The sequence below is a fragment of the Arthrobacter sp. BPSS-3 genome, assembly GCF_044628475.1.
Classification (GTDB): Bacteria; Actinomycetota; Actinomycetes; order Actinomycetales; family Micrococcaceae; genus Arthrobacter.
The window spans coordinates 159,928-182,829 of the sequence record NZ_JBIMMV010000009.1 but is presented as its reverse complement, the minus strand read 5'-3'; the positions used below and the strand labels follow the sequence as shown (position 1 = coordinate 182,829).

The window sequence follows — 22,902 nt, the reverse complement described above, 5'->3', positions numbered from 1 at the left end:
TCTACCCCGCCTACGTGGCCGCCTGCCTCCTGCCGGCAACCATCCACGCGCTGCGGTCCCGCCTCCCGGGGCTGGTTCGGACCTTTCGGGTCCCGCGCCGCCCCTGTGTGGTTTAGCCCGGGCTTAGCCGAGGTACCAGCCGGGCGGTGCCCAGGACGCGGGAACGGCATGGGCGGAGAAGTCCTCGCAGCCGGAGCAGAAGTAGGTCACCTCGCCGAGCTGGCTGACGGAGCCGTCGCGGTGGTGCCGGGGCGGAACGAACGACTCCAGGTAGACGAACTCGTCGGTGCCGCAGCGTTCGCAGAACGGAATGCCCACATAGTCGCCGTCTGCGCGTGCCGGTGCGGGGTGCGGATCGAGTCGCCCGAGGGCCGGGTGGGTGAGTCCCTCCAGCCGTGCCGCGGCCGCAGCCGGCGGGCGTGCCGGGGTGCGGGGGCCGAGCCGGCGCGGGGCCGGCCGCATCGAGGCGTGGGGAGTATTCATGGCTGGCGTCATTGCTGGCCTATCCCGAACGCTGGGTGCCACGGAGGGCCGGGAATACCGGCAGCGACGGCAGGAAGCGTCCGTAGTCTGTGCTCTCTTGACTGAGCGGGGTGGCTGGCCTCTGCTTGACCTGCAAGTAGTGTCAGGATAGGGCAAGTATCCGGCGGGTTCAATGGTTGCGTATCCCCGCCCGGGCGTCCCGGCCGCCGGCAGGTAGTGCGCCCCGAAAGGGCAGGTAAGGCCGGGTATTCCCTACGCCGGACGGTGCAGCGCGCGGCCCGTGATGGTCTGGGTCAACGCCTCGATGACTTCCGTGTTTGCCAGCGGATTCCGGATCAACGTGAAGTCGACGTCGCCCACCGGCGGCAGGTCGAAGCGCCGGGTGATGATCTTCAGATCGTCCGGAACCAGCGACGACGGCATCACGGCGACGCCGATACCCGCCCGCACCGCCGCCAGCACCCCGCTGATCTGCCGCGTGGTGCAGGTGATCCGCCAGGTGCGGCCGGAGGCCTCCAGGGCGTCGATCGCCAGCTTCCTGCTGAGGCTGGGGGCGGGGTAGGCGATCAGCGGCACCGGGTGTCCGGGCGCCAGGGCGGTCTGCTCCAGGCCCACCCAGGCGAAGGAGTCCTGCTGCACCACCGTGCCGTCCTTGGCCCCTGCCACCCACTTCACGAACACCAGGTCCAGCTGCCCGGCGTTGAGCCGTTTGTACAGCTGGTCGCTTTGGCCGACCGTCAGTTCCAGGTTGATCTGCGGGTAGACCTGCCGGAACTCCCGCAGGATCCGGGGCAGTCCCGTAATGGCCAAGTCGTCGGCGGTACCGAACCGCAGGCGGCCGCGCATCGCCGAGCCGGAAAAGTATCGGGCCGCCGAGTCGTGGGCGGAGAGGATGCTGCGGGCAAACCCGGCCATGGCGTCGCCGTTGTCCGTCAGGCGCACGTCCCGGGTGTCCCGGGCGATCAAGGTCCGGCCGGCGGCGGCCTCCAGCTTCCGAACGTGCTGACTGATGGTGGGCTGGGCAAGCCCCAGCCGTTCCGCCGCACGGGTGAAGCTCAGCGTCTCGGCGACGGCCAGGAAGGACCGGAGCTGGGCGGGCTCAAACACGGGCGTGTGTCCCGGACCCGCCGGCAGCCAAGGGGGTGCATTGCATTTCGTGATGGGAGTTATGCATCCAATAACCTTCCATAATCGATTGCGGTCAGCCTAGCGTTAAACCGACTCCCGCAGGCCCACTCTCACGAGGACTTTTCCGTGGCACCCCCACCGCCGTTCCAGGCCGCCGACCCAGACCAGACCCCTACCCGCCGGCCCGCGCCGGACCCGCTGCCGCCGTCGTCGCCCGTGACCGAGCCGCTCGCCGTCGTCAGCGAACGGCTGCCCTGGCGGCACACCTTCGTCTCGCTCACGGTCCGGAACTACCGCATTTTCGCGGCCGGGCATTTCATCGCGGTGATCGCCCTGTGGATGCAGCGGATCGCCCAGGACTGGCTGGTGCTGCAGCTTTCGGGTTCGGTCACGGCCGTCGGGGTGACCGTGGCCCTGCAGTTCCTGCCCTCGCTCTTCCTCGGGCCGTGGGCCGGCATGATGGCTGACCGCTTCGCCAAACGCCGGATCCTGATGCTGTGCCAGTCGGTGGCTGCCGTCCTCGCCGCGGCGCTCGCGGTCCTGGCGCTGACGGGCCGGATTGAGGTCTGGCATGTTTACGCGATTGCCCTGGCGCTGGGCCTGGTCACCGTGCTGGACCAGCCCGCGCGCCAGGTGTTCGTCAACGAACTGGTGGGCCCGGTGTACCTCCGGAACGCCATCAGCCTGAACTCCACGATCTTCCAGCTGGGCGGCCTGATCGGGCCGGCCGTCGCCGGGATCCTGCTCGGCGCGGTGGGGGCGGGATGGGCCTTCGCGGGCAACGCCGTCGCATGCTGCTCCACCGTGACCATGCTGCTGGTGCTGCGCAAGGACGAACTGCACACCACGCCGCCCGCCGCCAAGCGCAAGGGCATGCTCAGAGAGGGTCTCCGCTACGCCCTTGCCAAGCCCACGATCTACTGGCCCTGGCTGATGGCCGGGTTCGTGTCCGTCTTCGCCATGAGCCTGCCCGTGCTGCTGGCCGCCTTCGCGGACCACGTATACGACGTCGGCGCCGGCGGGTACGGTCTGCTCAACGCCCTGGTGGCGCTCGGTGCACTGGCCGGGGCCATCACCTCGGCCCGGCGGCGCGAGTTGCGGCTGCGCTCGGTCATGCTCGGGGCCGGCATGTACGGGCTGATGCTCTGCCTCGGTGCGGCCGCACCCTCGATGGTCTGGTTCGGCGCGGCGATGGTGCTGGCCGGGTTCTGGTGCCTGATGTTCCTCACCGCCGCCAACCAGCTGGTGCAGGTCAGCGCCAACATGGGGATCCGCGGACGCGTGATGAGCCTGTACATCATGGTGCTGATCGGCGGGCAGGCGATCGGCGGGCCGCTGATGGGGTGGCTGGCCGAGCACGTGGACCCGCACACCGCGATCCTCATCTCCGGCGGGGTCCCGGCCCTGGCGGCGGCAACGGTGGCCGTGCTGCTGGCACGGCGGGGGCAGCTGATGCTCCGGGTGGACCTCCGGCACCGGCGGCGGCTGCTGCGGATTGTCCGGGCGTAGGTTTCCGCGCCGGAAAAGGACAGCCGCTCCGCGGATCGGCGTAGCGGCTGTCCGAAAAGTGCGCGGTGATCGGGAACCGGCGCGCGACAGCTAGCCGGCCGTGGCCAGGTGGGGATAGTCCGGCTGCCGGTGCTGGAACACCAGGACATCCGGATTCAACACCACGCCGTCGCGGATTTCGATGGCGCGGCGGATGGTCTCATCACCGTCCCACGCCTCCGGACCGGACAGCACCGTGGCCAGGAACGGAAGCAAAGCCTCGCTGATTTCCCAGCTGGCGGAGTTCCAGAGGTACGACGGGCTGTGGTCCACGGCGTAGTAGTCGATGCTGGTGCCGACCGTGAACATCGGCTCGGCAAACGTGGTGGTCCTCGCCCAGCTGAAGCCCATGCCCTCGTCGCAGGAAACGTCGATGATCAGGCTGCCGGGCCGGAACGCGGCCAGGTCCCCGGTGCGCAGGTACGTCAGCGGTGCTGTCGGATCCTGCAGGGTGCAGTTGACCACAATGTCGCTTTCCGCCAGGAACGGGGCCAGCGGCACCCGGCCCCGTTCGGTGATGACCTCACTGAGGAAGGGCGCCTCCGTGTCGTGGTCGAACTGGGCGATCCGCACGGAGTGGATGGGGGAACCCACCGCGGCGACTCCGCGGTTGGTCAGCACCTGCACGTCATGGATGCCATGGGCGTTGAGGGCCGTCACGGCGCCGCGCGCGGTGGCCCCGAAACCGATGACGACGGCGCTCAGCCGCCGGCCGTAGTCCCCGGTGGATCCGGTCAGGGACAGTGCGTGCAGCACCGAGCAGTAGCCTGCCAGCTCGTTGTTCTTGTGGAAGACGTGGAGGCCGAAACCGCCGTCGCTGGCCCAATGGTTCATGGCCTCGAAGGCGATCAGCGTGAGCTTCTTGTCGATTGCCAGCTGGGTGATCGCCGGGTCCTGGACGCAGTGCGGCCAGCCCCAGAGGACCTGTCCATCCCGGAGCTCGGCCAGATCCTCGGGCTGGGGCTTGGGCAGCAGGACGACGTCGGCCGCGTCCAGTACCTCGGGGCGCGGGGCGACCCGGCCCACCAGCTCCGCCAGCCTGTCATCCGTCATGCCGAACCGGCTGCCGTATCCGGCCTCTATGATCATGTGCTCGCGGAGTTCCGGAGCGATGCGCTCAAAATGGCCGGGGTGGACGGGGAGTCGGCGTTCGTCCTGCTTGCGCGTACTGGCAAGGACACCGAGGGTGAGTCGTTTCGATGACTCAATCACTTTTTCTTGGCGCCCGCGGCCTTGACGGGGGTGCCTTTGTCCAGGGAGCTGGGCGGCGCGGCGGCGGCCCTCTTATCGGCGCGCTTTTCCTTGATGGACTTGGTGGATTTCTTGGATGCTGCTTGACGGGGGGATTTGTCAGCCATGTTCGCTCCTGTAGCGGAACCGAATAGGTTCCAGACTTCGAACGATACAGGTAGCCGCCTAATGGGCCGCGTCGCTTCGTGACGGCGGGAGGGCGGAGGAGGGGGATATGGAGCGGCTGACGGGAATCGAACCCGCGTATCAAGCTTGGGAAGCTAGCGCTCTACCATTGAGCTACAGCCGCGCAGGGACATGGCCAAAGCCTCGGCCGGGTCCTGCGGAACAACGAGATTCACCTTACCCCAGGCACGGGAGTTCCCCGAACATCAACGCCCGGTACCGGCTGCATAACTCTTCGGTAAAGACGGGCCGGTGACGGTGCGGCAGCCCCGGCCGCTGGATACCGTGGTGGGGTTAGCTGCGGTCTGAGGGGGAAGCGGGCTACGAGCACCATTAGTCCGACCTTAAGGGAACTTCCGTGGCGTATGCAGAGCACGACGTCGTCATCCAGTACGACGCCATGGGCATCTACGCCTTCCTTCTGGACCCCCGGAATCTGCCCTACTGGCGCGAGGGGATCGAGAGCGTCGCGCTGGTCTCCGGCGCGGTGGGTGCCCCCGGCTCGGTGTACCGGCCGGCGCTTACCGCCGGCAGTTTTCCCCCGGCGGCCGGGGACTTCGAGCTGACGGCCGCCCGCCCCGGCGCGGAGATCCAGTTCCAGGTCATTTCCGGGCGGGCCCGGGTCCACTGCGGGTACTACCTGAGCACCCACGGCGGCAGCACCCACGTCCGCTTTGCCCTGCGCTACCGGCCCGGCGTGGCCTCGTTCCTGCTCTCGGCCAAGATGCGCCGCGCCATGCAGGCCCAGGTGGTGCAGCTTGAGCAGCTGAAGATGCTGCTGGAAGCGGAGCAGGCCGCGGCCTGAGTACCGCCGTCGGATGCTCTGTGACGGAGCCGCCGGCACGGACGCGGGGGAGCCGGGAACCTGCGGTACTTTTGATCCTGTGCTGATCTCTGACCGCGACATTCGTACCGAAATCGACTCCCAGCGGATTGTGCTGGAACCGTTCGACCCCGCCATGGTCCAGCCCTCATCGGTGGACGTGCGGATCGACCGCTTCTTCCGCCTCTTCGACAACCACAAGTACGCGCACATCGACCCCGCCGTGGATCAGCCGGAGCTGACCCGTCTGGTGGAGGTCGACGCCGACGAGCCGTTCATCCTGCACCCCGGCGAGTTCGTCCTGGGCTCCACCTATGAGACGGTCACCCTGCCGGACGACATCGCGGCCCGGCTGGAGGGCAAGTCCTCCCTCGGCCGGCTGGGGCTGCTGACGCACTCGACGGCGGGCTTCATCGATCCGGGCTTCTCCGGCCACGTCACGCTGGAACTGTCCAACATGGCGACCCTGCCGATCAAGCTCTGGCCCGGCATGAAGATCGGCCAGCTGTGCTTCTTCCGGCTCAGCTCCGCCGCCGAGCACCCCTACGGCTCCGGCGAGTACGGCAACCGGTACCAGGGCCAGCGCGGCCCCACCGCCAGCCGCAGCCACCTGAACTTCCACCGCACCGAGATCACGTCCTAGCCGGCCGACAGAGCGCTGGGGCGCTTGCACGGGCTGTCAGTTGACCGGCCGCGCCCGCTGCACCGCGCGCCGGGCCGGCCGCCGGACCGCCCGGACCACGGGCTCGATGAACTTGGCCGCGAGCGGACCCATCACTGCCATGATCAAGACATAGGCGGTGGCCAGCGCCGCGAGCTCCCGGGGCACCGCGCCGGATGCCACCGCCAGGCCCGCGATCACGATGGAGAATTCGCCGCGGGCAATCAGGGCCGCCCCGGCACGGAACCGGCCGGGGATCGCGATGCCGGCCCGCTTGGCCGCCCAAATGCCCGTCAGCATCTTGGTGGCCGCGGTGAGGACCGCCAGGACCAGCGCCCAGCCCAGCACCGGCGGGATGGACCGGGGGTCCGTGTTCAAGCCAAAGACCACGAAGAAAATCGCGGCGAACAGGTCCCTCAGCGGCTCCAGGATCCGAGTGGCGCTGTGGGCCGTCGCGCCGGAAATCGCGATGCCGAGCATGAACGCGCCCACCGCCGCGGAGACCTGCATGGCCGCGGCCAGGCCGGCCACCAACAGCGCCGCGCCAAGGAGGTTGAGCAGGAAAACCTCGGAGTTTTCGCTGTGCACGGCCCGGGAGACGTGGTGCCCGTGCCGCAGCGCCACCACCAGGACCAGGGTGACGACGGCGAGCGAGATCCCCACGGTCTGCAGGCCCACCAGGAGGCTCACCCCGGCCAGGGTGGCCGTCAGGACGGGGAGGTACACGGCCATGGCCAGGTCCTCGAAGACCAGAATGGACAGGATCACCGGCGTCTCGCGGTTGCCAATCCGGCCCAGGTCCGTGATCACCTTCGCGGCGATCCCGGAGGAGGAAATGTAGGTCACGCCGCCCATCACCATGGCCCCGACAACGCCCCAGCCCAGCAGCAGCGCCAGACCCGCCCCGGGGACGAAGTTCAGGACCAGGTCCAGCACGCCGGCCTGCCAGGAGCGGCGCAGCCCGGTGACCAGCTCGGCAGCCGTATATTCCAGGCCGAGCATAAGCAGGAGGAGGATGACGCCGATCTCGCTGGAAAGGTGCGCGAACTCGTGCATGCCCTCGAGCTTGACCAGCCCGCCCGCGCCGAAGAACAGCCCGCCGACCAGGTACAGCGGGATGGGGGACATGCCGATCCGCCCGGCCAGCCTCGCCAGCAGGCCGAGACAGAACACGACGGCCCCCAGCTCGATCAGGGTCACAGCGAGGGCATCCACGGCTTATCCGTTGCGCAGGATGGAGGCCGCGGTGTCCAGGCCCTCCTGGGTGCCGACGGCCACCAGCAGGTCGCCGGGGTGGAGCACGACGTCGGGGCCGGGGGAGGGGAGCACCTCGCCCTCGCGCATGATCGCCACGATCGAGGCGCCGCTGCGGGTCCGGATGCAGGCCTTGCCCATGGGCTGGTTCTGGAACGGCGAATCGGCCGCGATGGAGAACTGCCGGGTGACAATGCCGGGAACCTCGCGGTGGGCTTCTGAGAGCTGCATGGCCAGCCGCTGCCCGCCGAGCAGGTTGCCCAGGGCGGCTGCCTCGTCCGCGGTGAGGGGAATCGAGGCCTGGCAGGTGTCCGGGTCGTCCCAGGTGGAGACGATCAGCTCGGTCTGCCCCTCGCGGTATTCGACGACGCCGATCCGGCGCCCCGAGGCGGTCATGAAATCCTTGCGCCGGCCCAGTCCGGGAAGTTCGGTCTCATCCACGTTCATGCCACCAGCCTAGTGGCCGCACCCGGTTTTGGGGCCGGGTTCAACGCGTCGGCCGGCGGGACCGCCTAGCGGGAAGGAACGACGGCGATGCCCGTCTTGCCCGGGGCCTTGACCGGCAGCAGCACCAGCAGACCGGCGAGCAGCACAACCATGATCCCGACGATGCCCCAGCGCTGCGCCTGGCCCGGGGCCACCAGGGGCGTGGCGATGGTGATGCAGAGGGTGAACAGGGCCGGGGCAAGGAAGCTCACGGCTCTGCCGGTGGTGGCATAGAGCCCGAACAGCTCACCGGTCTCCCCGGTGGGGGCCAGCCGGGCCAGGTAGGCGCGGGAGGAAGACTGGGCGGGCCCTACGAAGAGGCAGAGGAACAGGCCGAAGACCCAGAAGGTCATGCTGCCGGACCAGGATATGCCGAAGAAGGAATATGTCCCGTTGCCCAGGATCAGCAGCGCGGTGCCAGCCACCAGCAGGCCCGCCAGGGAGCCGATGATCACCGCTTTGGGGCCGGCCCGGTCGTCGAGTAGTCCGCCCACGAGTGCGCCAACAGCGGCGACGACGTTGCCGAAGATGGCGAAAAAGATGACCTGCTTGAGGTCGAAGCCGAAGGTGCCGGCGGCGATCACCCCGCCGAAAGTGAACACGGCGGCGAGGCCGTCGCGGAAGATGGCGCTGGCCAGCAGGAAGTAGATGGTGTGCGGGCTGGTCCGGTAAATGGCCTTGATCCGGCGTGCCAGCAGTCCATAGGAGGCGAAGAAGCCCAGTCTGTCCTGCCGGGCGATGGGCACCTCGGGCACGGCGACCATGACCGGGACGGCGAAGACCAGCAGCCAAAGCGCCGAGAAGACGGCAACCAGCCGGATGTTCAGGCTGTCCTCGGTGGAGGCGCCGAACCACTCGATGCTCGGCTGGACGAACAGCTGCAGGACGATCAGCAGCGCCACGATGCCGCCGAGGTAGCCGGAGGCCCAGCCGAAGCCGCTAATCTTGCCGATGTTCGCCGTCGTCGAAATCTGGGCCAGCATGGCGTTGTAATTGACGCCGGCGAACTCGAAGAAGATATTGCCGAGGGCGATCAGGGTGACCCCCAGCAGCAGGAATTCCGGCCGCGGGAAGACAAAGAAGCACAGCCCCGTAAGCAGCGCGACGGCGGCGGTGTTCACGCCCAGCCAGAGCTTGCGGCGGCCGCCGGCGTCGGACCGCTGTCCGGTGACCGGGGCGAGCACCGCGATGGCGGCGCCGGCGATGGCCAGGGCGGTGCCGAGGACCGCGGAGGCCTCGTCCTCGCCGCCGAAGGCCTTGGACGTCAGGTACACGGTGAAGACGAAGGTCGTCATCACGGCGTTGAACGCGGCAGAGCCCCAGTCCCACGCGGCCCAGGCCAGGATGCGTCCCCTCCCGGCGGGCTGGCGTCCGGAACCAAGTTCGGACGCCGGTGCGGCCTCGGGAGCGGTGGCGGAATTCATAGCCCTGATGTTAGTCGTCCCCGCGGCCCCGCCCGGGATGAAACGGGCAGAAAAGAATTTGTACACGCTTGGTAAACTGTTCGGACTGAACCTAACCACATGCGCCGCCTGCTCCAACTTTTTGATAACCGAATTCCTGACGTTGCGGAGATACCAGTGATCACAGTCCTAGCCGTGCACTTCGCTGTGGCTCTTGTGGCGCCGTTTCTCTTCCGGCGGGCGGGTAGGAATGCGTTCTACGCGCTGGCGGCGGTCCCCGCGGGCTCGTTCCTCTGGCTGATCCTGCAGCACGACGCCGTGTACGCGGGCCCGGACGCCCCCGCCGTGCTGGTCCCCTGGATTCCCGACCTCGGCCTGGAGCTGGCCTTCCGGATGGATGCCCTGGCCTGGGTGATGTCCCTCTTGATCCTGGGCGTCGGCGCGCTGGTCCTGGTCTACTGCGCCCGGTACTTCAAGAACAAGGACAGCAACCTGGGCGGCTTCGGGGCGCAGCTGCTGGCCTTCGCCGGGGCGATGTTCGGGCTGGTCACCGCGGACGACCTGCTCCTCATGTTCATCTTCTGGGAGCTCACCACCGTCCTGTCCTACCTGCTGATCGGCTACGCCCGGACCCGTCTGGCCGCCCGCCGCTCCGCGCTGCAGGCCCTGATCGTCACCACCGCCGGCGGCCTGGCCATGCTGGTGGGCCTGATCATGCTCGGATCCTTCGCCGGCACGTACCGGATCTCGGCCCTGCTGCAGCAGGCGCCGGAGCTGGTGGCCGGCCCGGCCGCGCCGGCGGTGGCCACCGCCGTCGTGCTGGTGCTGGTGGGGGCCATCACCAAGTCGGCGCTGGTGCCCTTCCACTTCTGGCTGCCGGGCGCCATGGCGGCCCCCACCCCGGTCAGCGCGTACCTGCACGCCGCGGCGATGGTGAAGGCCGGCATCTACCTCGTGGCGCGGCTGGCGCCCGGGTTCGCCGGGACGGACACCTGGCTGCCGGTGGTGCTGGGCCTGGGCCTGGCCACCATGCTGGTGGGCGGCTACCGGGCGCTGCGCCAGACGGACATCAAACTCATCCTCGCCTACGGCACCGTCAGCCAGCTCGGCTTCCTGAGCATGGTGGTGGGCCTCGGCCAGCCGGACGCCGCCCTGGCCGGGATCGCCCTGCTGCTGGCCCACGGGCTCTTCAAGGCCACCCTGTTCCTGGTGGTCGGCATCATCGACCACCAGGCCGGCACCCGCGACATCCGCAAGCTTTCCGGCGTGTTCCAGTCCTCCCGGGCGCTCGGCGTCGTGGCCGTGATCGGCGCCGCCTCGATGGCCGGGGTGCCCCCGCTGGCCGGGTTCGTGGCCAAGGAATCCGTCTTCGAGGCCTTCGTGCGCCACGCCGGGACCGGCCCCTGGGGCGTGGTGGTCCTGGCCGGCGTCGTGGTCGGGTCGATCCTGACCTTCGCCTACAGCGCGCGCTTCCTCTGGGGCGCGTTCGCGGTCAAGGACGGCGTCCCGGCGACCCGGTTCAAGGCCATCAAGCCCGCCTTCCTGGCCGCGCCCGCAGTGCTGGCCGTCCTCACCGTCGCCTACGGGCTGTGGCCCGCGCCGGTGGACGGCTGGATCCAGCCGTACGCCGCACTGTTCGCCGGCGAGGACGCCCCCGACGCCGGGCACCTCGCCCTCTGGCACGGCATCACCCCGGCGCTGGGCCTGACCGCCGTGACCTTCGCCCTCGGACTGGCGATGTACTACGGCCGCGGCGCCGTCGCCCGGGCCCAGGAGCTGGTCCCCGGCTGGATCAACGGCGACCGCGCCTACCAGCAGACCATCGGCGCGCTCGACGACGCCGCCGTGTGGGTCACCGGCCGCACCCAGCGCGGTTCGCTCTACTTCTACCTGGCCGTCATCCTCAGCGTCGCCTTCCTGCTCCCGCTGACCGCCATCCTGCTCGCGGGCAAGCCGCTCCCGGCGGACCTCTACGTCATCGACCCGGGGTCCCCGCTGCAACTGGTGGCCGGAGCCGGCATCGTGGTCGGCGCCCTCGCCGCGGTCCGCGCCAACAAGCGGTTCCTGGCCGTCCTGATGGTCTCCGTCACCGGCTACGGCATCGCCCTGATGTTCGCGCTGCAGGGCGCCCCGGACCTCGCACTGACCCAGATGCTGGTGGAAACCATCATCCTGGTGGCGTTCGTGCTGGCCATGCGCAGCCTCCCGGCCGAACTCCGGGACCGCACCGGCGGCCGGTACCGCGTGGTCAGGATCATCATCGGCGCCGGCTTCGGCCTGACCATGATCTTCGTGGCGATCTACGCCCTCGGCGCCCGGGTCGCGACGCCGGTCTCGCTCGACTTCCCGCGGCTGGCCTACGACGGCGGCGGCGGGCTCAACGTCGTCAACGTCACCCTGGTGGACATCCGGGCCTGGGACACCTTCGGCGAGATCTCCGTGCTGGCCCTTGCCGCCACCGGCGTCGCCAGCCTCATCTTCGTCCGCGGCCGTGGCGACCGGATCCGGTCCTCCGGGTCGGTCGACGAGGGCACGGTGGGCCGCCTGGCCGCCCCCGCGCACAGCCGCGACGGCGCCGCGCTGGCCCTGAGCCGCCGGTTCGCGGCGTCCACCAAGGACGCCTGGCTGGTGGCCGGCCGGACCCTCGCCCCCGAGCGGCGTTCCATCATCTTCGAGGTGGTGACACGCCTGGTGTTCCACTCGATGATCGTCTTCTCCATCTACCTGCTGCTGGCCGGGCACAACCTGCCCGGCGGCGGCTTCGCCGGCGGCCTGATGGCCGGGCTGGCGCTGACCATCCGCTACCTGGCCGGCGGCCGGTTCGAGCTGCGCGAGGCCGCGCCGCTGAGCGCCGGCGCGCTGCTGGGTATCGGCCTGGCGACGGCGGCCGTGTCCGGGGTGGCGCCGCTGCTCCTGGGCGGCGAGGTCTTCCAAAGCGCCATCGTCCAGCTCTGGCTCCCGGTCTTCGGTGACATCAAGTTCGTCACCTCCACCATCTTCGACATCGGCGTCTACATCGTCGTCGTCGGCCTGGCCCTGGACGTGCTCCGCAGCCTCGGCGCCGAAATCGACGAACACTTCGAAGAGCAGTCGGACGCGGCCGCCGGAACCACCCCCGGGGGGAATGCATGAGCGTCAACCTGACCCTGCTGACCGTGATGGGGGTGCTGTACGCCTGCGGCATCTACCTGCTCCTGGAGCGCAGCCTCACCCGGGTGCTGCTGGGCCTGATGCTGCTGGCGAACGCCACCAACCTGCTCATCCTCACCACCGGCGGCTACGCCGGCCTGGCCCCGCTGTTCGCCAAGGACACCGATCCCGGCGCCTACAGCGACCCGCTGCCGCAGGCGTTGATCCTCACCTCGATCGTGATTTCCTTCGCCGTGACCGCGTTCATGCTCGGCATCATCTACCGCACCTGGGTGCTGGCCCGGCAGGATGAGATCCAGGACGACGCCGAGGACCTCCGCGTCGCCGAGACGCCCAGCTTCGACGCCGAGGACGACGCCGTCATCCCCGAGGAAACCTCCGAATTCCCCTTGCCCGCCGTCGAGCCCGACGCCGGCGGGACCATCCTGGCGGGCGCCCGGCAGATGCCGGCCAGCGAAGCCGCGGCCGAGGAACGGCCCGGCTCCCGCACCACCGCCCCGAACCAGGAAGGAGGGTCCGAGTGAACATCGCCAGCTTTGCCCCGCTCGCCGTCGTCCTCCCCATCCTGGGCGCCGCCCTGACCTTCCTGCTGATCCGGCACTCCCGGGCGCAGCGGACGGTCAGCATCGCGCTGCTCTCCTTGACCCTGCTGCTTGAGTGCTGGCTGCTGGCCTCCGTCTGGGAGGGCGGCACGGCGGCGGTGAGCATCGGCGGCTGGCTGCCGCCGTGGGGGATCGTGCTGGTGGTGGACCAGTTCTCCTCGCTGATGCTGGTGGTCTCCTCCGCCGTGAGCCTGGCCGTGCTGGTCTATGCGACCGGGCAGGGTATGGCCGACGGCGACAGCGATGCCCCGGTCTCGATCTTCCACCCCACCTACCTGATCCTGGTGGCCGGGGTGTCCAACGCCTTCCTCTCCGGAGACTTGTTCAACCTCTACGTGGGCTTCGAGATCCTGCTGACGGCCAGCTACGTGCTGATGACCCTCGGCGGCACCGGCCCCCGGATCCGCGCCGGCGTGACCTATGTGGTGGTCTCCGTGGTCTCCTCGGTGCTGTTCCTGATCGCCATCGCGATGATCTACGGCGCCACCGGCACCATCAACATGGCGGACCTGGCCATGAAGCTGGGGGACCTGGACCAGGGCACCCGGAACCTGCTGCACGTGCTGCTGCTCGTGGCGTTCGGGATCAAGGCCGCCGTCTTCCCGCTCTCCTTCTGGCTGCCGGACTCCTACCCGACCGCCCCCGCCCCGGTCACGGCGGTGTTCGCCGGCCTGCTCACCAAGGTGGGCGTCTACGCGATCGTCCGCACCGAGACGCTGCTCTTCCCCGGCGACACCTTCAACCAGCCGCTGATGGTGGTGGCGCTGCTGACCATGGTGGTGGGGATCCTGGGCGCGCTCGCGCAAAGCGACATCAAACGTTTGCTCTCCTTCACCCTGGTCAGCCACATCGGCTATATGGTGTTCGGGCTGGCGATGTCCTCGGTGGCCGGCCTGGGCGCCGCGGTGTTCTACGTGGCGCACCACATCACCATCCAGACCAGCCTCTTCCTGGTCACCGGGCTGATTGAACGCCGCGCCGGCAGCTCCTCCGTGGACCGGGTGGCCGGCCTGGCCAAGCTCTCCCCGCTGCTGGCCGTGCTGTTCTTCATCCCGGCCATGAACCTCGCCGGGATCCCGCCGCTCTCCGGCTTCCTGGGCAAACTCGGCCTGCTGCAGGCCGGCGTGCTGCTCGGCACCCCGCTGGCGTACGCGCTGGTGGCCGGCGGCGTCCTGACCAGCCTGCTGACCCTGCTGGCCATCGCCCGCGTCTGGAACCGTGCATTCTGGCGCAAGCCCGAGGACGCCGAGCACCCGGACCCGGTGCTGCTCGCCGCCCCGGGCGGTGAGTCCCAGGGAACCGGCGGCGCCGGGACATCCTCCGCACGCCACACGGTGAGCCTGCTGCCGCGCACCATGGTCGGTTCCACTCTGGCGCTGGTCATCCTCGGCGTGGCCCTGACCGTGTTCGCCGGGCCGCTGTTCCGCCTCTCCGGCCAGTCCGCGGCCGAGATGCTGGACCGGTCCTCCTACATCCACGCGGTCCTCGGCGACGAGGTCACGGTCCCGGCCCCGCCGCAGCCCGTGGCCCAGGGAGGCGGCAAATGACCCGCAAACGCATCTCGCTGCGCCAGGAACTGCCGCTGCTGGTCTGGCTGGTGATTGTCTGGGGCGCCCTCTGGCAGGACTTCAGCGCCGGCAACCTGCTCTTCGGGGCGCTGATCGCTGTGTTCGTGGCCCGGTTGTTCTACCTGCCGCCGGTGGAATTGGGCGGACGGTTCAACGTGCTGCGCGCCGTCCCCTTTGGCCTGGTGTTCCTCGGCAAGGTGGTCGCGGCGAGCTTCCAGCTGCTCTACCTCGCCGTGGTGCGCGGGCCCCGGGTGGTCAGCGCCATCGTCGCGGTCCCGCTCCGCAGCCACTCGGATCTCCTGGTCACCGCCACCGGCCACGTCATCTCGCTGATTCCGGGCTCCCTGGTCGTGGAGGTGGACAGGGGTACGTCCACGCTCTATATCCACGGCATCAACGTCCGCGACGCCGAGGACGCCGCCAGGCTCCGCAAGGACGTCCGAGACACTGAGGCCGGCCTGATCCGGATCATGGGCTCCCCGGAGGAAGTTTCCGCCCTCAAACAGGAGGCAGCCGCATGATGCCGATCGTCCTGGCCGTGACCGCCGTGATTCTGTCCCTCGCGGCGGGCGGCGCCATCATCCGGATCGCCCGAGGGCCTTCGCTGCTGGACCGCGTGCTCGCCACCGACGTGCTGCTGGCCATCCTGGGCGCCGCGCTGTGCATCGACATGGCCGTCAACCGGCACCTGAACAACCTGATGCTGCTGGTGGCGATCTCGATCATCGGCTTCGTCGGGTCCGTGACCGTGGCCCGCTTCGTAGCCGACCGCAGGAGGCACCCCCATGAATCCTGAGACCTTCTCCGGGGATACGGTGATCGACGCCGTGTCCGCCGTGTTCATGGTGGTGGGTGCACTGATGTCCCTCGGCGCCGCGATCGGCCTGCTCCGCTTCCCGGACCTGATGAGCCGGATGCACGCCGCCACCAAGCCGCAGGTCCTGGGCCTGTTCCTGCTGCTGTGCGCCGTGGGCCTGCAGATGCGCACCTGGTGGGTGTGGCCGGTGCTGGTGGTCGCGTGGATCTTCCAGCTGCTGACCGTCCCGGTCTCCGCGCACATGGTGGGCCGCGCCGGCTACCGCACCAAGCACCTCCACCCGGAGTTGCTGAGCGCGGATGAGCTCGAAGCGGTGGTGCAGCAGGCCGCCGGGGAACGCGGCTTCAACGAGGACGGGGAGCCCCGCCGGGACTGATGCCCGGGGGACTCCCCGTCGGAGTCCGGTGGTGCGGTGCGCCTAGACGATGTCCTGGGTCTTGGCGAAGCGAGTGATGGCCCGCTGCGTGCCGCGGTTGGCGAGGACCTGGATGACGGCGCTCACCGAGGCCGAGATCAGCGCGAAGGTCAGGGCCTGGCGCAGCGTGGTGGGGACGTCGTCGTCGTGGCCCTTCGGCGGCTTGTTGCCGGTGGTCTTCTCCCAGACGGTGTCCACGAGCTTGGTGCCGACGAGACCGGCGACCAGGCTGATGCCGGTGCCGAGCAGTTTGATGACAATGTTCATTTCGTGCTCCTTGCGGGTGGAAACAGGACTGCCCCTAGCCTACTGGCACACCGGTCCGGGGCGGACGCCCCTGTCCGCCGCGCGCCGCCCGGCCTACCGTCGGGCATGGACAGAGACCGGGGCGCACCCTGGGCGCCGTTCCAGCTGGCGGCCGGCTGCTGCTCGATCGCGTTCGTGGTGCTGCTGGTGCTGGCCCTTGTGCTGGACTTCATCGCGCCGCCGCCGGTCGACGGGGCCGTGCCGACGCTTGAGTTCATCGCCCGCAACAAGCCCGTCTACGTCGCCGAGCAGCTGCTTTGGACGGTCCCGAACATCCTGGCGGTGCCCGTCTTCGCTGCGCTGTTCCTGGCGTGCGCTCCGGCGGCAGAGGGACTGGCACGGGGCCTGGCGCTGGGCGGCGCCCTGGTGGGCGGGCTGTCCTGGGCGCTGATCCTCGCCATCCCGGTTACCAGCCGCGGCTCTCTGGTGCTGGTCTACCTCAGCGACCGGTACGCCGGGGCGGCCGACGACGCCGCGCGGCAGCGGATCAGCGCCGCCGCCGAGGCGGTGATCGCCGAGAACAACACACCCGCCGTCGCCGGGGTGCTTTCCGCGGCGGGCATCCTCCTCATGTCCGTGGCCATGGTGCGGGCAGGGCTCTCCCGGGCGGTGGGCTGGCTGGGCATCGGCGCCGGTGCCCTGGGGCTGCTCGCGGAGGCGCTGCGGTACCTCGTCCCGGCGCTCTACGGCGGCTACGGCCTCCTGATGTGGGCGTGGTTCGTGGCGGCCGGGATCGTGCTGATCCGGCTCGGCAGGGAGGGGAGGCGGGCCCCGGCGGCGCGGGTGTAAACTGGGCCAGCCCACACGGGCGACATTCATAACGACAGGGGAGCGCCGCCGTCGGACCCTTCCGGAGGAATCCGGGAACCGTAGGTGGGCGCTGAGAGTGCGGACAGCCGCAGACCCTCGAACCTGATCCGGTTAGTACCGGCGCAAGGGAGTCGAGTTCTCAGGGTGTCCGGAACACGCGGCAGCGGCCGCCGTGGCCGGAATACCCTCCCCTCCTGTACCTCAGGAGGACGACATGACCGATATTTCCACCCCCCGCACCACAGCGGCCGGCAAAAAGAGCTGGCGCGTGGTCGACATTGTCCTGGCGGCGCTGATCGCGATTGCCGGCGGCGTCATCTTCTGGGCCTGGGACCAGGGCTCCAACGTGGTGTCCGTCCCGCTCACCGCCGTCTACCCGCCCCTGACCGGCCTCTACGCCGGCGGCTGGATGATCCCCGCGGTCCTCGGCATGCTGGTGGTCCGCAAGCCCGGCGCCGCGCTGTTCTGCGAGGCCGTCGCCGCCACCGGCGAGCTGATCATGGGCTCCCAGTACGGCACCACCGTGCTGATCTCGGGCATCCTGCAGGGCCTCGGCGCGGAGCTGGTCTTCGCCGCCTTCCGCTACAGCAAGTTCAACCTCCCGGTCTCCCTGCTCGCCGGCGCCGGCGCGGGCCTCTTCTGCGGCCTGAACGACTGCTTCCTGCCCTGGGGCTGGAACATCGCCTTCGAGGCCGGGGACAAGGCCGCCTACATCGTCTTCTGCGCCATCTCCGGTGCCGTGATCGCCGGCGGCCTGGCTTGGATCGCCACCCGCGGCCTGGCCCGGACCGGGGTGCTGGCCTCCTTCGCCTCCCGCAAGGCGGCCACCGAACCCGTCTTCTCCTGACACCCGCGCGCATGAACGCCGACGACGTCCGCCCCGCCGCGGTCACCGCCCGCGGTTGGGGCTGGCGGCACGCCGGACGGTCCCGGCCCGCCATCAGCGGACTGGACCTGGACATCAGCCCGGGCGAACGCGTCCTGCTGCTGGGACCTTCCGGCGCCGGTAAGTCGACCCTGCTGCACGCCCTGGCCGGGGTGCTCGGCGAGGGCGGCGGCGCGGACGCGGACGCCGACGACGCCGACGAGACCGGCAGCCTGCTCATCGACGGGGCCCCACCCCGGGACCGCCGCGGACGCGCCGGGCTGGTGCAGCAGGACCCGGAGACCCAGGTGGTGCTTTCCCGGGTGGGTGACGACGTCGCGTTCGGGGCGGAGAACCTCGCCGTCCCGCCCGCGGAGATCTGGGCCCGGGTAGGGGAGGCGCTCGACGACGTCGGCCTCGGTTCCCTGCCCCTGGGGCACCCGACCTCGGCCCTCTCCGGCGGACAGAAGCAGCGGCTTGCCCTGGCCGGCATCCTCGCGATGCGGCCCGGGCTGCTACTGCTGGACGAACCGACCGCCAACCTTGACCCCGCAGGTGTGCTGGAGGTCCGCGACGCCGTGGGCCGCTGCCTGGACCGGACCGGCGCCACCCTGGTGGTGGTCGAACACCGGGTTTCCGTGTGGAAGGACCTGGTGGACCGGATCGTGGTGCTGCAGCCCGGCAGCGCGGGCGACGCCGCCGTGCTGCTGGACGGGCCGCCGGACCGGGTGCTGGCCGAGGCACGGGAGATGCTGATCGCCGCCGGGGTCTGGGTCCCGGGCCACGTGCCGGCCACCCGCGCCCGGAGCACCGGCGACACCGGACAGGGGCCGGAGCACGGCTTCGAGGCGGGCCGCCTGCTGCTGGCCGCAGAATCCTTGGCCGTGTCCCGCGACCGTCCCCGCCGGGGCGGCCTCCGGACCCGCTTCCGGGCCGTGCCGCCCGTGCCGGTGCAGGAGGGTATCGCAGCGCAGGTCCGTGCCGGACGCGCGCTCACCATCACCGGGCCCAACGGCGCCGGGAAATCGACCTTCGCCCTTACCCTCGCCGGGCTGCTGGCCCCGGTGGCCGGGACCGTATCCGCTACCACCGACCTCAGCGCCGGCGCGGGCATCGACCCCTACGCCTGGAAGGCGCAGCAGCTGATCCCGCGGATCGGCACGGTCTTCCAGGAACCCGAACACCAGTTCGTGACCGGCCGGGTGCTGGACGAACTGACCTTCGGGCCGCGGCAACTGGGCCGCGGCGCGGACCGGGTGGACGAACTGCTGGAGCGGCTGCGGCTGCGGGACCTGGTGGACGCCAACCCCTACACCCTCTCCGGCGGCGAGAAGCGGCGCCTGTCCGTGGCTACCGTGCTGGCCGCCCACCCGCAGGTCCTGGTCCTGGACGAGCCCACGTTCGGCCAGGACGCCAACACCTGGGCCGAGCTGGCCTCCTTCCTCTCCGAACTCCTGGACGCCGGCACCGCCGTCGTCTCCGTCACCCACGACGCCGAATTCAGTGACGTCCTCGGCGGCGACGAACTCAAGCTGCAGGGGGCGGCGGCATGAGGGAGGCCCTGACCCTGGAGGGAAACCCCGCCGTGCTGGCCCGCGCCAACCCGCTGGCCAAGTTCTCCGGCGTCGTGCTGGTCACCGTGGCGCTCGCCCTGTCCATCGACTGGGTCTCCGCGTCCGTGGCGCTGGTCTTCGAGGTGCTGCTCTTCCCGCTGGCCGGGCTCACCCCCGCCCTGCTCTGGCGCCGCGGTTGGCCGTTGATCCTGGCCGCTGCCCTGGGCGGCTGGAGCACCGCCATCCTCGCCCCGGACCGGGGCCGGATCCTGCTGGACGTGGGGATCTGGTCCATCAGCGAGGGCTCGCTCCAGCTGGGCCTCGGCTTCCTGCTGCGCGGCCTCGCGATCGCGTTGCCCGCCGTGCTGCTGATGAGCTGCACCGACCCCACAGACCTGGCCGACGCCCTCGCGCAGCAGGCGAAGCTGCCGCACCGGTTCGTGCTGGGCACGCTCGCGGCGATGCGGCTGGTGGGACTCATGGCGGAGGAATGGCAGACTATCGGGATGGCCCGGCGGGCCCGCGGCGTGGGCTCGCACGGCAGCCCGGCGCAGCGGGCCAGGGCCATGCTGGGGCAAAGCTTCGGGCTGCTGGTCCAGGCGGTCCGGCGGGCGTCGCGGCTGGCGGTGACCATGGAGGCGCGCGGCTTCGGCGGTGCCCGGCGGACCTGGGCCCGGCAGGCTCGTTTCACCGGGCTGGATGTGTGGGTGGTCCTGGGCGGCGTGGTGATCGCGGGGTCAGCGGTAGCCGCCGCCGTCGCCGCCGGGACCTGGAACATGGTGTTCCTCGGCCAGCAGTGACCGCGATGTATCGCACCGCCCGATTATCGCACCAGCCGACTAGGGGTGTGACGCTACGCGCTTTTGGGTGCATCCGGAGGCGGACGGTAGCTCATCTGTGATATTTCTTGGATATGACGCTTCCGACTGCAGAACACCTCGGCACGGTCCTCAAGGACGCACGCGGCGAAAAGGGCTGGACCCAGGGCAAGCTTGCCGCCGAGCTCGGCACCAGCCAGAGCGCCGTCGCCCGGATGGAACAGGGCAAGCAGAACCTGAGCCTGAAGATGATCCAGCGCCTGGAGTCCATCTTCGGCCGCGCCATCGTCAAGGTGGGCCGGCCCCAGATGACCCACCTGCGCGTGGAGGGCGGCCACACCCTCTCCGGCGCCGTGGACGTCAACAGCAGCAAGAACGCCGGCGTCGCCCTGCTCTGCGCCAGCCTGATCAACCGCGGCACCACGGTGCTGCGCCGGCTGGCCCGGATCGAGGAGGTCAACCGGATCGTCGAGGTACTGACCAGCATCGGCGTCGAATGCACCTGGCTGAACGCCACCGACCTGCAGATCCGCCGCCCCGCCGTCCTGGACCTCGACGGCATGGACGTCGACGCAGCCCGGCGCACCCGCAGCGTCATCATGCTGCTGGGCCCGCTCCTGGACGAGTCCGCCGAGTACCGGCTCCCCTACGCCGGCGGCTGCGACCTGGGCACCCGGACCGTGGAGCCGCACATGCAGGCGCTGCGCCAGTTCGGCCTCCGCGTGGAGGCCACCTCCGGCTTCTACACCGTCCAGGCGCCGCCCGCCGACGGCGAGAACCGCTCCTTCGTCCTCAGCGAGCGGGGCGACACGGTCACCGAGAACGCCATCATGGCTGCCGCCCACCGCCGCGGCACCACGGTCATCCGCAACGCCAGCCCCAACTACATGGTCCAGGACCTCTGCTTCTACCTGCAGCGCCTGGGCGTGGAGATCGACGGCGTCGGGACCACCACGCTGAAGATCGTCGGCCGGCCCGCGGTGGACGTGGACATCGAGTACTTCCCCTCCGAGGACCCGATCGAGGCGATGAGCCTGATCACGGCCGGCATCGTGACCAACTCCGAGGTCACCATTCGCCGCGTGCCGATCGAGTTCATGGAGATCGAACTGGCCACCCTGGAGCAGATGGGCCAGCGGCTGGAGGTCTCCGCCGAATACGTGGCGCGCAACGGCCGGACCCGGCTGGTGGATGTCACCACCCGGCCCTCCGAGCTGAAGGCACCCGAGGACAAGATCCACCCCATGCCGTTCCCGGGCCTGAACATCGACAACCTGCCGTTCTTCGCCGTGATCGCCGCCAACGCGCAGGGCCAGACCATGATCCACGACTGGGTCTACGAGAACCGCGCCATCTATCTGACCGAGCTGAACCGGCTCGGCGCGCAGGTGCAGTTGCTGGACCCGCACCGGATCTACGTCAACGGCCCCACCAAGTGGCGCGCCGCCGAGGTGGGTTGCCCGCCGGCCCTCCGCCCTGCCGCCTGCCTGCTGCTGGCAATGCTGGCCGCCCGGGGGGTGTCCGAGCTGCGCAACATCTACGTGATCGAGCGCGGCTACGAGGATCTGGCCGAGCGGCTGAACACCATCGGCGCGAAAATCGAGTACTTCCAGGACTAAAGACCCCCGGCGCACAATGGGTTATGCGCACCTTCGGCGTCGAAGAGGAACTGCTGATCGTGGACCCCGTCACCGGGGTGCCGCTGGCGCTCGCGGACGCCATGCTGCGCGGGCTCATCCGGGACCCGGACACGGGCGACGGCCATTCCGGCTTCAGTTTCGAGCTCAAGCTCGAACAGATCGAGACCCAGACGCTGCCCTGCCGGGAGCATGACGCCCTGCTGCGGCAGATTCGCCGGGCCCGCCGGACCGCCGACGACGCCGCCCGGGTCCACGGCGCCCGGGTCGCGGCGCTGGCCACCTCGCCGCTGGCCGCCCCCACCCACACCACCCCCAAACTGCGCTACGCCACGATGCAGCGGCGGTTCGGCCTCACCGTCCAGGAACAGCTCACCTGCGGGCTGCACGTCCACGCCGCCATCGACTCGCCCGAGGAGGGGGTGGCGGTGATGGACCGGATCCGGGACAAGCTGGCGGTGCTGATCGCCCTCAGCGCCAACTCCCCGTACTGGAACGGGATGGAAACGGGGTTCGAGAGCTACCGCACCCAGGCCTGGAACCGCTGGCCCGCTGCCGGTCCGACGATGGTCTTCGGCAGCCACGCGGCCTACCGCAGGGTGGTGTCGCGGCTGCTGGACAGCGGCGTGCTCTTCGATGAGGGCATGGTGTACTTCGACGCGCGGCTGGCCCGGAACCATCCCACCGTGGAGATCCGGGTGGCGGACGTGTGCCTGCGCGCGGAGGACGCGGCGCTGCTGGCGGTGCTGGTGCGGGCGCTGGTGGAGACCGCCTCGCGCGAGTGGTACGACGGCGTGGACCCGGCGCCGGTGCCGACGGTGCTCCTGCGGATGGCGGCCTGGCAGGCGAGCAACTGCGGGCTGTCCTCCGAGCTGCTGGACTTCGGGACTTTCCGGCCCCGCCCCGCGGCCGAGGTGGTGAACGCCCTGGTGGACTACCTCGCCCCGGTCCTGTCGGACCAGGGCGAGCTCGGCCTGGTGCGCGCCGGGGTGGCCAGGATCCTGGCGGAGGGCACCGGGGCGGAGCTGCAGCGCCGTGCCGGCCTCGGCGCCGTCGTCGGCGAGGCGGTGCGGACCACGGTCGGCGGGGACGTGCCCGACGCCGGCACCGCTACCGGGCCGCTTCCGGCGCTGGCGCCCGTCCGCCGCTTCTAGGCGGT

23 protein-coding genes, 1 tRNA gene and 1 riboswitch are annotated in these 22,902 nt (G+C 70.1%); of the genes, 15 read left to right on the top strand and 9 right to left on the bottom strand.

Going from position 1 to position 22,902, the window contains the following annotated elements; genetic code table 11:
• Window positions 1–123 precede the first annotated feature (123 nt).
• Window positions 124–483 carry a hypothetical protein gene (locus ACFVY3_RS14815; protein ID WP_364134551.1) on the bottom strand — a complete coding sequence of 120 codons (360 nt, stop codon included), beginning with the start codon at window positions 481–483 and terminating at the stop codon, window positions 124–126.
• A 252-nt stretch (window positions 484–735) separates the two neighbouring features.
• Window positions 736–1,590 (bottom strand): LysR substrate-binding domain-containing protein, encoded by an 855-nt coding sequence (locus ACFVY3_RS14810; protein ID WP_364134548.1) that lies wholly within the window; start codon window positions 1,588–1,590, stop codon window positions 736–738.
• A gap of 147 nt (window positions 1,591–1,737) precedes the next feature.
• Between ACFVY3_RS14810 and ACFVY3_RS14805 the strand changes: the two genes are divergently transcribed.
• On the top strand, window positions 1,738–3,120 hold the full coding sequence (locus ACFVY3_RS14805) for an MFS transporter (protein ID WP_400160288.1): 1,383 nt from the start codon (window positions 1,738–1,740) through the stop codon (window positions 3,118–3,120).
• Between the two features lie 90 nt (window positions 3,121–3,210).
• Here ACFVY3_RS14805 and ACFVY3_RS14800 read toward each other — a convergent pair whose 3' ends face one another.
• The 3 genes from ACFVY3_RS14800 to ACFVY3_RS14790 form a co-directional block, all read right to left on the bottom strand.
• The gene (locus tag ACFVY3_RS14800; protein WP_400160287.1) at window positions 3,211–4,371 is read right to left on the bottom strand and encodes a N(5)-(carboxyethyl)ornithine synthase; all 1,161 of its coding nucleotides are present in this window, start codon (window positions 4,369–4,371) and stop codon (window positions 3,211–3,213) included.
• Window positions 4,368–4,517, bottom strand: coding sequence for a hypothetical protein (locus ACFVY3_RS14795; RefSeq protein WP_290256431.1), 150 nt, complete (start codon window positions 4,515–4,517; stop codon window positions 4,368–4,370). The genes ACFVY3_RS14800 and ACFVY3_RS14795 overlap by 4 nt, the downstream gene beginning before the upstream one ends.
• Before the next feature lie 108 nt (window positions 4,518–4,625).
• Window positions 4,626–4,699, bottom strand: a tRNA-Gly gene (locus ACFVY3_RS14790).
• A gap of 234 nt (window positions 4,700–4,933) precedes the next feature.
• Here ACFVY3_RS14790 and ACFVY3_RS14785 point away from each other — a divergent pair.
• Window positions 4,934–5,380: an SRPBCC family protein gene (locus tag ACFVY3_RS14785; protein ID WP_364134542.1), complete on the top strand. Its 447-nt coding sequence runs from the start codon at window positions 4,934–4,936 to the stop codon at window positions 5,378–5,380.
• Between the two features lie 79 nt (window positions 5,381–5,459).
• Window positions 5,460–6,041, top strand: a complete 582-nt coding sequence (gene dcd / locus ACFVY3_RS14780) for a dCTP deaminase (RefSeq protein ID WP_364134539.1) — start codon at window positions 5,460–5,462, stop codon at window positions 6,039–6,041.
• A 36-nt stretch (window positions 6,042–6,077) separates the two neighbouring features.
• Here the strand turns inward: dcd and ACFVY3_RS14775 are convergent, their stop codons facing one another.
• From ACFVY3_RS14775 to ACFVY3_RS14765, 3 genes are all read right to left on the bottom strand, one after another.
• Window positions 6,078–7,274 (bottom strand): cation:proton antiporter, encoded by a 1,197-nt coding sequence (locus ACFVY3_RS14775; RefSeq protein WP_400160286.1) that lies wholly within the window; start codon window positions 7,272–7,274, stop codon window positions 6,078–6,080.
• Window positions 7,275–7,277: 3 nt separating this feature from the next.
• Window positions 7,278–7,760 carry a cation:proton antiporter regulatory subunit gene (locus ACFVY3_RS14770; protein WP_290256427.1) on the bottom strand — a complete coding sequence of 161 codons (483 nt, stop codon included), beginning with the start codon at window positions 7,758–7,760 and terminating at the stop codon, window positions 7,278–7,280.
• Between the two features lie 65 nt (window positions 7,761–7,825).
• Window positions 7,826–9,223, bottom strand: a complete 1,398-nt coding sequence (locus ACFVY3_RS14765) for an MFS transporter (RefSeq protein WP_400160285.1) — start codon at window positions 9,221–9,223, stop codon at window positions 7,826–7,828.
• Window positions 9,224–9,379: 156 nt separating this feature from the next.
• Here ACFVY3_RS14765 and ACFVY3_RS14760 point away from each other — a divergent pair, with 156 nt between their 5' ends.
• From ACFVY3_RS14760 to mnhG, 6 genes are read left to right on the top strand one after another with little or no spacing between them, the layout of a single operon-like run.
• Window positions 9,380–12,334: a Na+/H+ antiporter subunit A gene (locus tag ACFVY3_RS14760; RefSeq protein ID WP_400160284.1), complete on the top strand. Its 2,955-nt coding sequence runs from the start codon at window positions 9,380–9,382 to the stop codon at window positions 12,332–12,334.
• Entirely contained in the window at window positions 12,331–12,876 is a 546-nt protein-coding gene (locus tag ACFVY3_RS14755) for a Na(+)/H(+) antiporter subunit C (RefSeq protein WP_364134526.1), read from the top strand. The genes ACFVY3_RS14760 and ACFVY3_RS14755 overlap by 4 nt, the downstream gene beginning before the upstream one ends.
• On the top strand, window positions 12,873–14,501 hold the full coding sequence (locus ACFVY3_RS14750) for a Na+/H+ antiporter subunit D (RefSeq protein WP_290256423.1): 1,629 nt from the start codon (window positions 12,873–12,875) through the stop codon (window positions 14,499–14,501). The genes ACFVY3_RS14755 and ACFVY3_RS14750 overlap by 4 nt, the downstream gene beginning before the upstream one ends.
• Window positions 14,498–15,043: a Na+/H+ antiporter subunit E gene (locus tag ACFVY3_RS14745; protein WP_290256422.1), complete on the top strand. Its 546-nt coding sequence runs from the start codon at window positions 14,498–14,500 to the stop codon at window positions 15,041–15,043. The genes ACFVY3_RS14750 and ACFVY3_RS14745 overlap by 4 nt, the downstream gene beginning before the upstream one ends.
• Entirely contained in the window at window positions 15,040–15,318 is a 279-nt protein-coding gene (locus ACFVY3_RS14740; protein ID WP_290256421.1) for a monovalent cation/H+ antiporter complex subunit F, read from the top strand. Before ACFVY3_RS14745 ends, ACFVY3_RS14740 begins: the two co-directional genes overlap by 4 nt.
• The gene (gene mnhG, locus ACFVY3_RS14735) at window positions 15,308–15,715 is read left to right on the top strand and encodes a monovalent cation/H(+) antiporter subunit G (protein ID WP_364134518.1); all 408 of its coding nucleotides are present in this window, start codon (window positions 15,308–15,310) and stop codon (window positions 15,713–15,715) included. The genes ACFVY3_RS14740 and mnhG overlap by 11 nt, the downstream gene beginning before the upstream one ends.
• Window positions 15,716–15,757: 42 nt before the next feature.
• Here mnhG and ACFVY3_RS14730 read toward each other — a convergent pair whose 3' ends face one another.
• Complete coding sequence (locus ACFVY3_RS14730) at window positions 15,758–16,021, bottom strand: DUF4235 domain-containing protein (protein ID WP_290256419.1); 264 nt, start codon at window positions 16,019–16,021, stop codon at window positions 15,758–15,760.
• A 105-nt stretch (window positions 16,022–16,126) separates the two neighbouring features.
• On the opposite strand from ACFVY3_RS14730, the gene ACFVY3_RS14725 reads away from it, so the two are divergent.
• From ACFVY3_RS14725 to ACFVY3_RS14700, 6 genes are all read left to right on the top strand, one after another.
• Window positions 16,127–16,849 carry a hypothetical protein gene (locus tag ACFVY3_RS14725; RefSeq protein WP_364134515.1) on the top strand — a complete coding sequence of 241 codons (723 nt, stop codon included), beginning with the start codon at window positions 16,127–16,129 and terminating at the stop codon, window positions 16,847–16,849.
• A gap of 26 nt (window positions 16,850–16,875) precedes the next feature.
• Window positions 16,876–17,017, top strand: a riboswitch (TPP riboswitch).
• Window positions 17,018–17,084: 67 nt separating this feature from the next.
• Window positions 17,085–17,717 (top strand): ECF transporter S component, encoded by a 633-nt coding sequence (locus ACFVY3_RS14720; RefSeq protein WP_290256417.1) that lies wholly within the window; start codon window positions 17,085–17,087, stop codon window positions 17,715–17,717.
• Between the two features lie 11 nt (window positions 17,718–17,728).
• On the top strand, window positions 17,729–19,288 hold the full coding sequence (locus tag ACFVY3_RS14715; protein WP_400160283.1) for an ABC transporter ATP-binding protein: 1,560 nt from the start codon (window positions 17,729–17,731) through the stop codon (window positions 19,286–19,288).
• On the top strand, window positions 19,285–20,088 hold the full coding sequence (locus ACFVY3_RS14710; protein ID WP_400160282.1) for an energy-coupling factor transporter transmembrane component T family protein: 804 nt from the start codon (window positions 19,285–19,287) through the stop codon (window positions 20,086–20,088). The genes ACFVY3_RS14715 and ACFVY3_RS14710 overlap by 4 nt, the downstream gene beginning before the upstream one ends.
• 113 nt (window positions 20,089–20,201) lie before the next feature.
• Window positions 20,202–21,725 carry a UDP-N-acetylglucosamine 1-carboxyvinyltransferase gene (locus ACFVY3_RS14705; protein ID WP_400160281.1) on the top strand — a complete coding sequence of 508 codons (1,524 nt, stop codon included), beginning with the start codon at window positions 20,202–20,204 and terminating at the stop codon, window positions 21,723–21,725.
• A 23-nt stretch (window positions 21,726–21,748) separates the two neighbouring features.
• Window positions 21,749–22,897, top strand: coding sequence for a glutamate--cysteine ligase (locus ACFVY3_RS14700; protein ID WP_400160280.1), 1,149 nt, complete (start codon window positions 21,749–21,751; stop codon window positions 22,895–22,897).
• The last annotated feature ends 5 nt before the right edge of the window (window positions 22,898–22,902 follow it).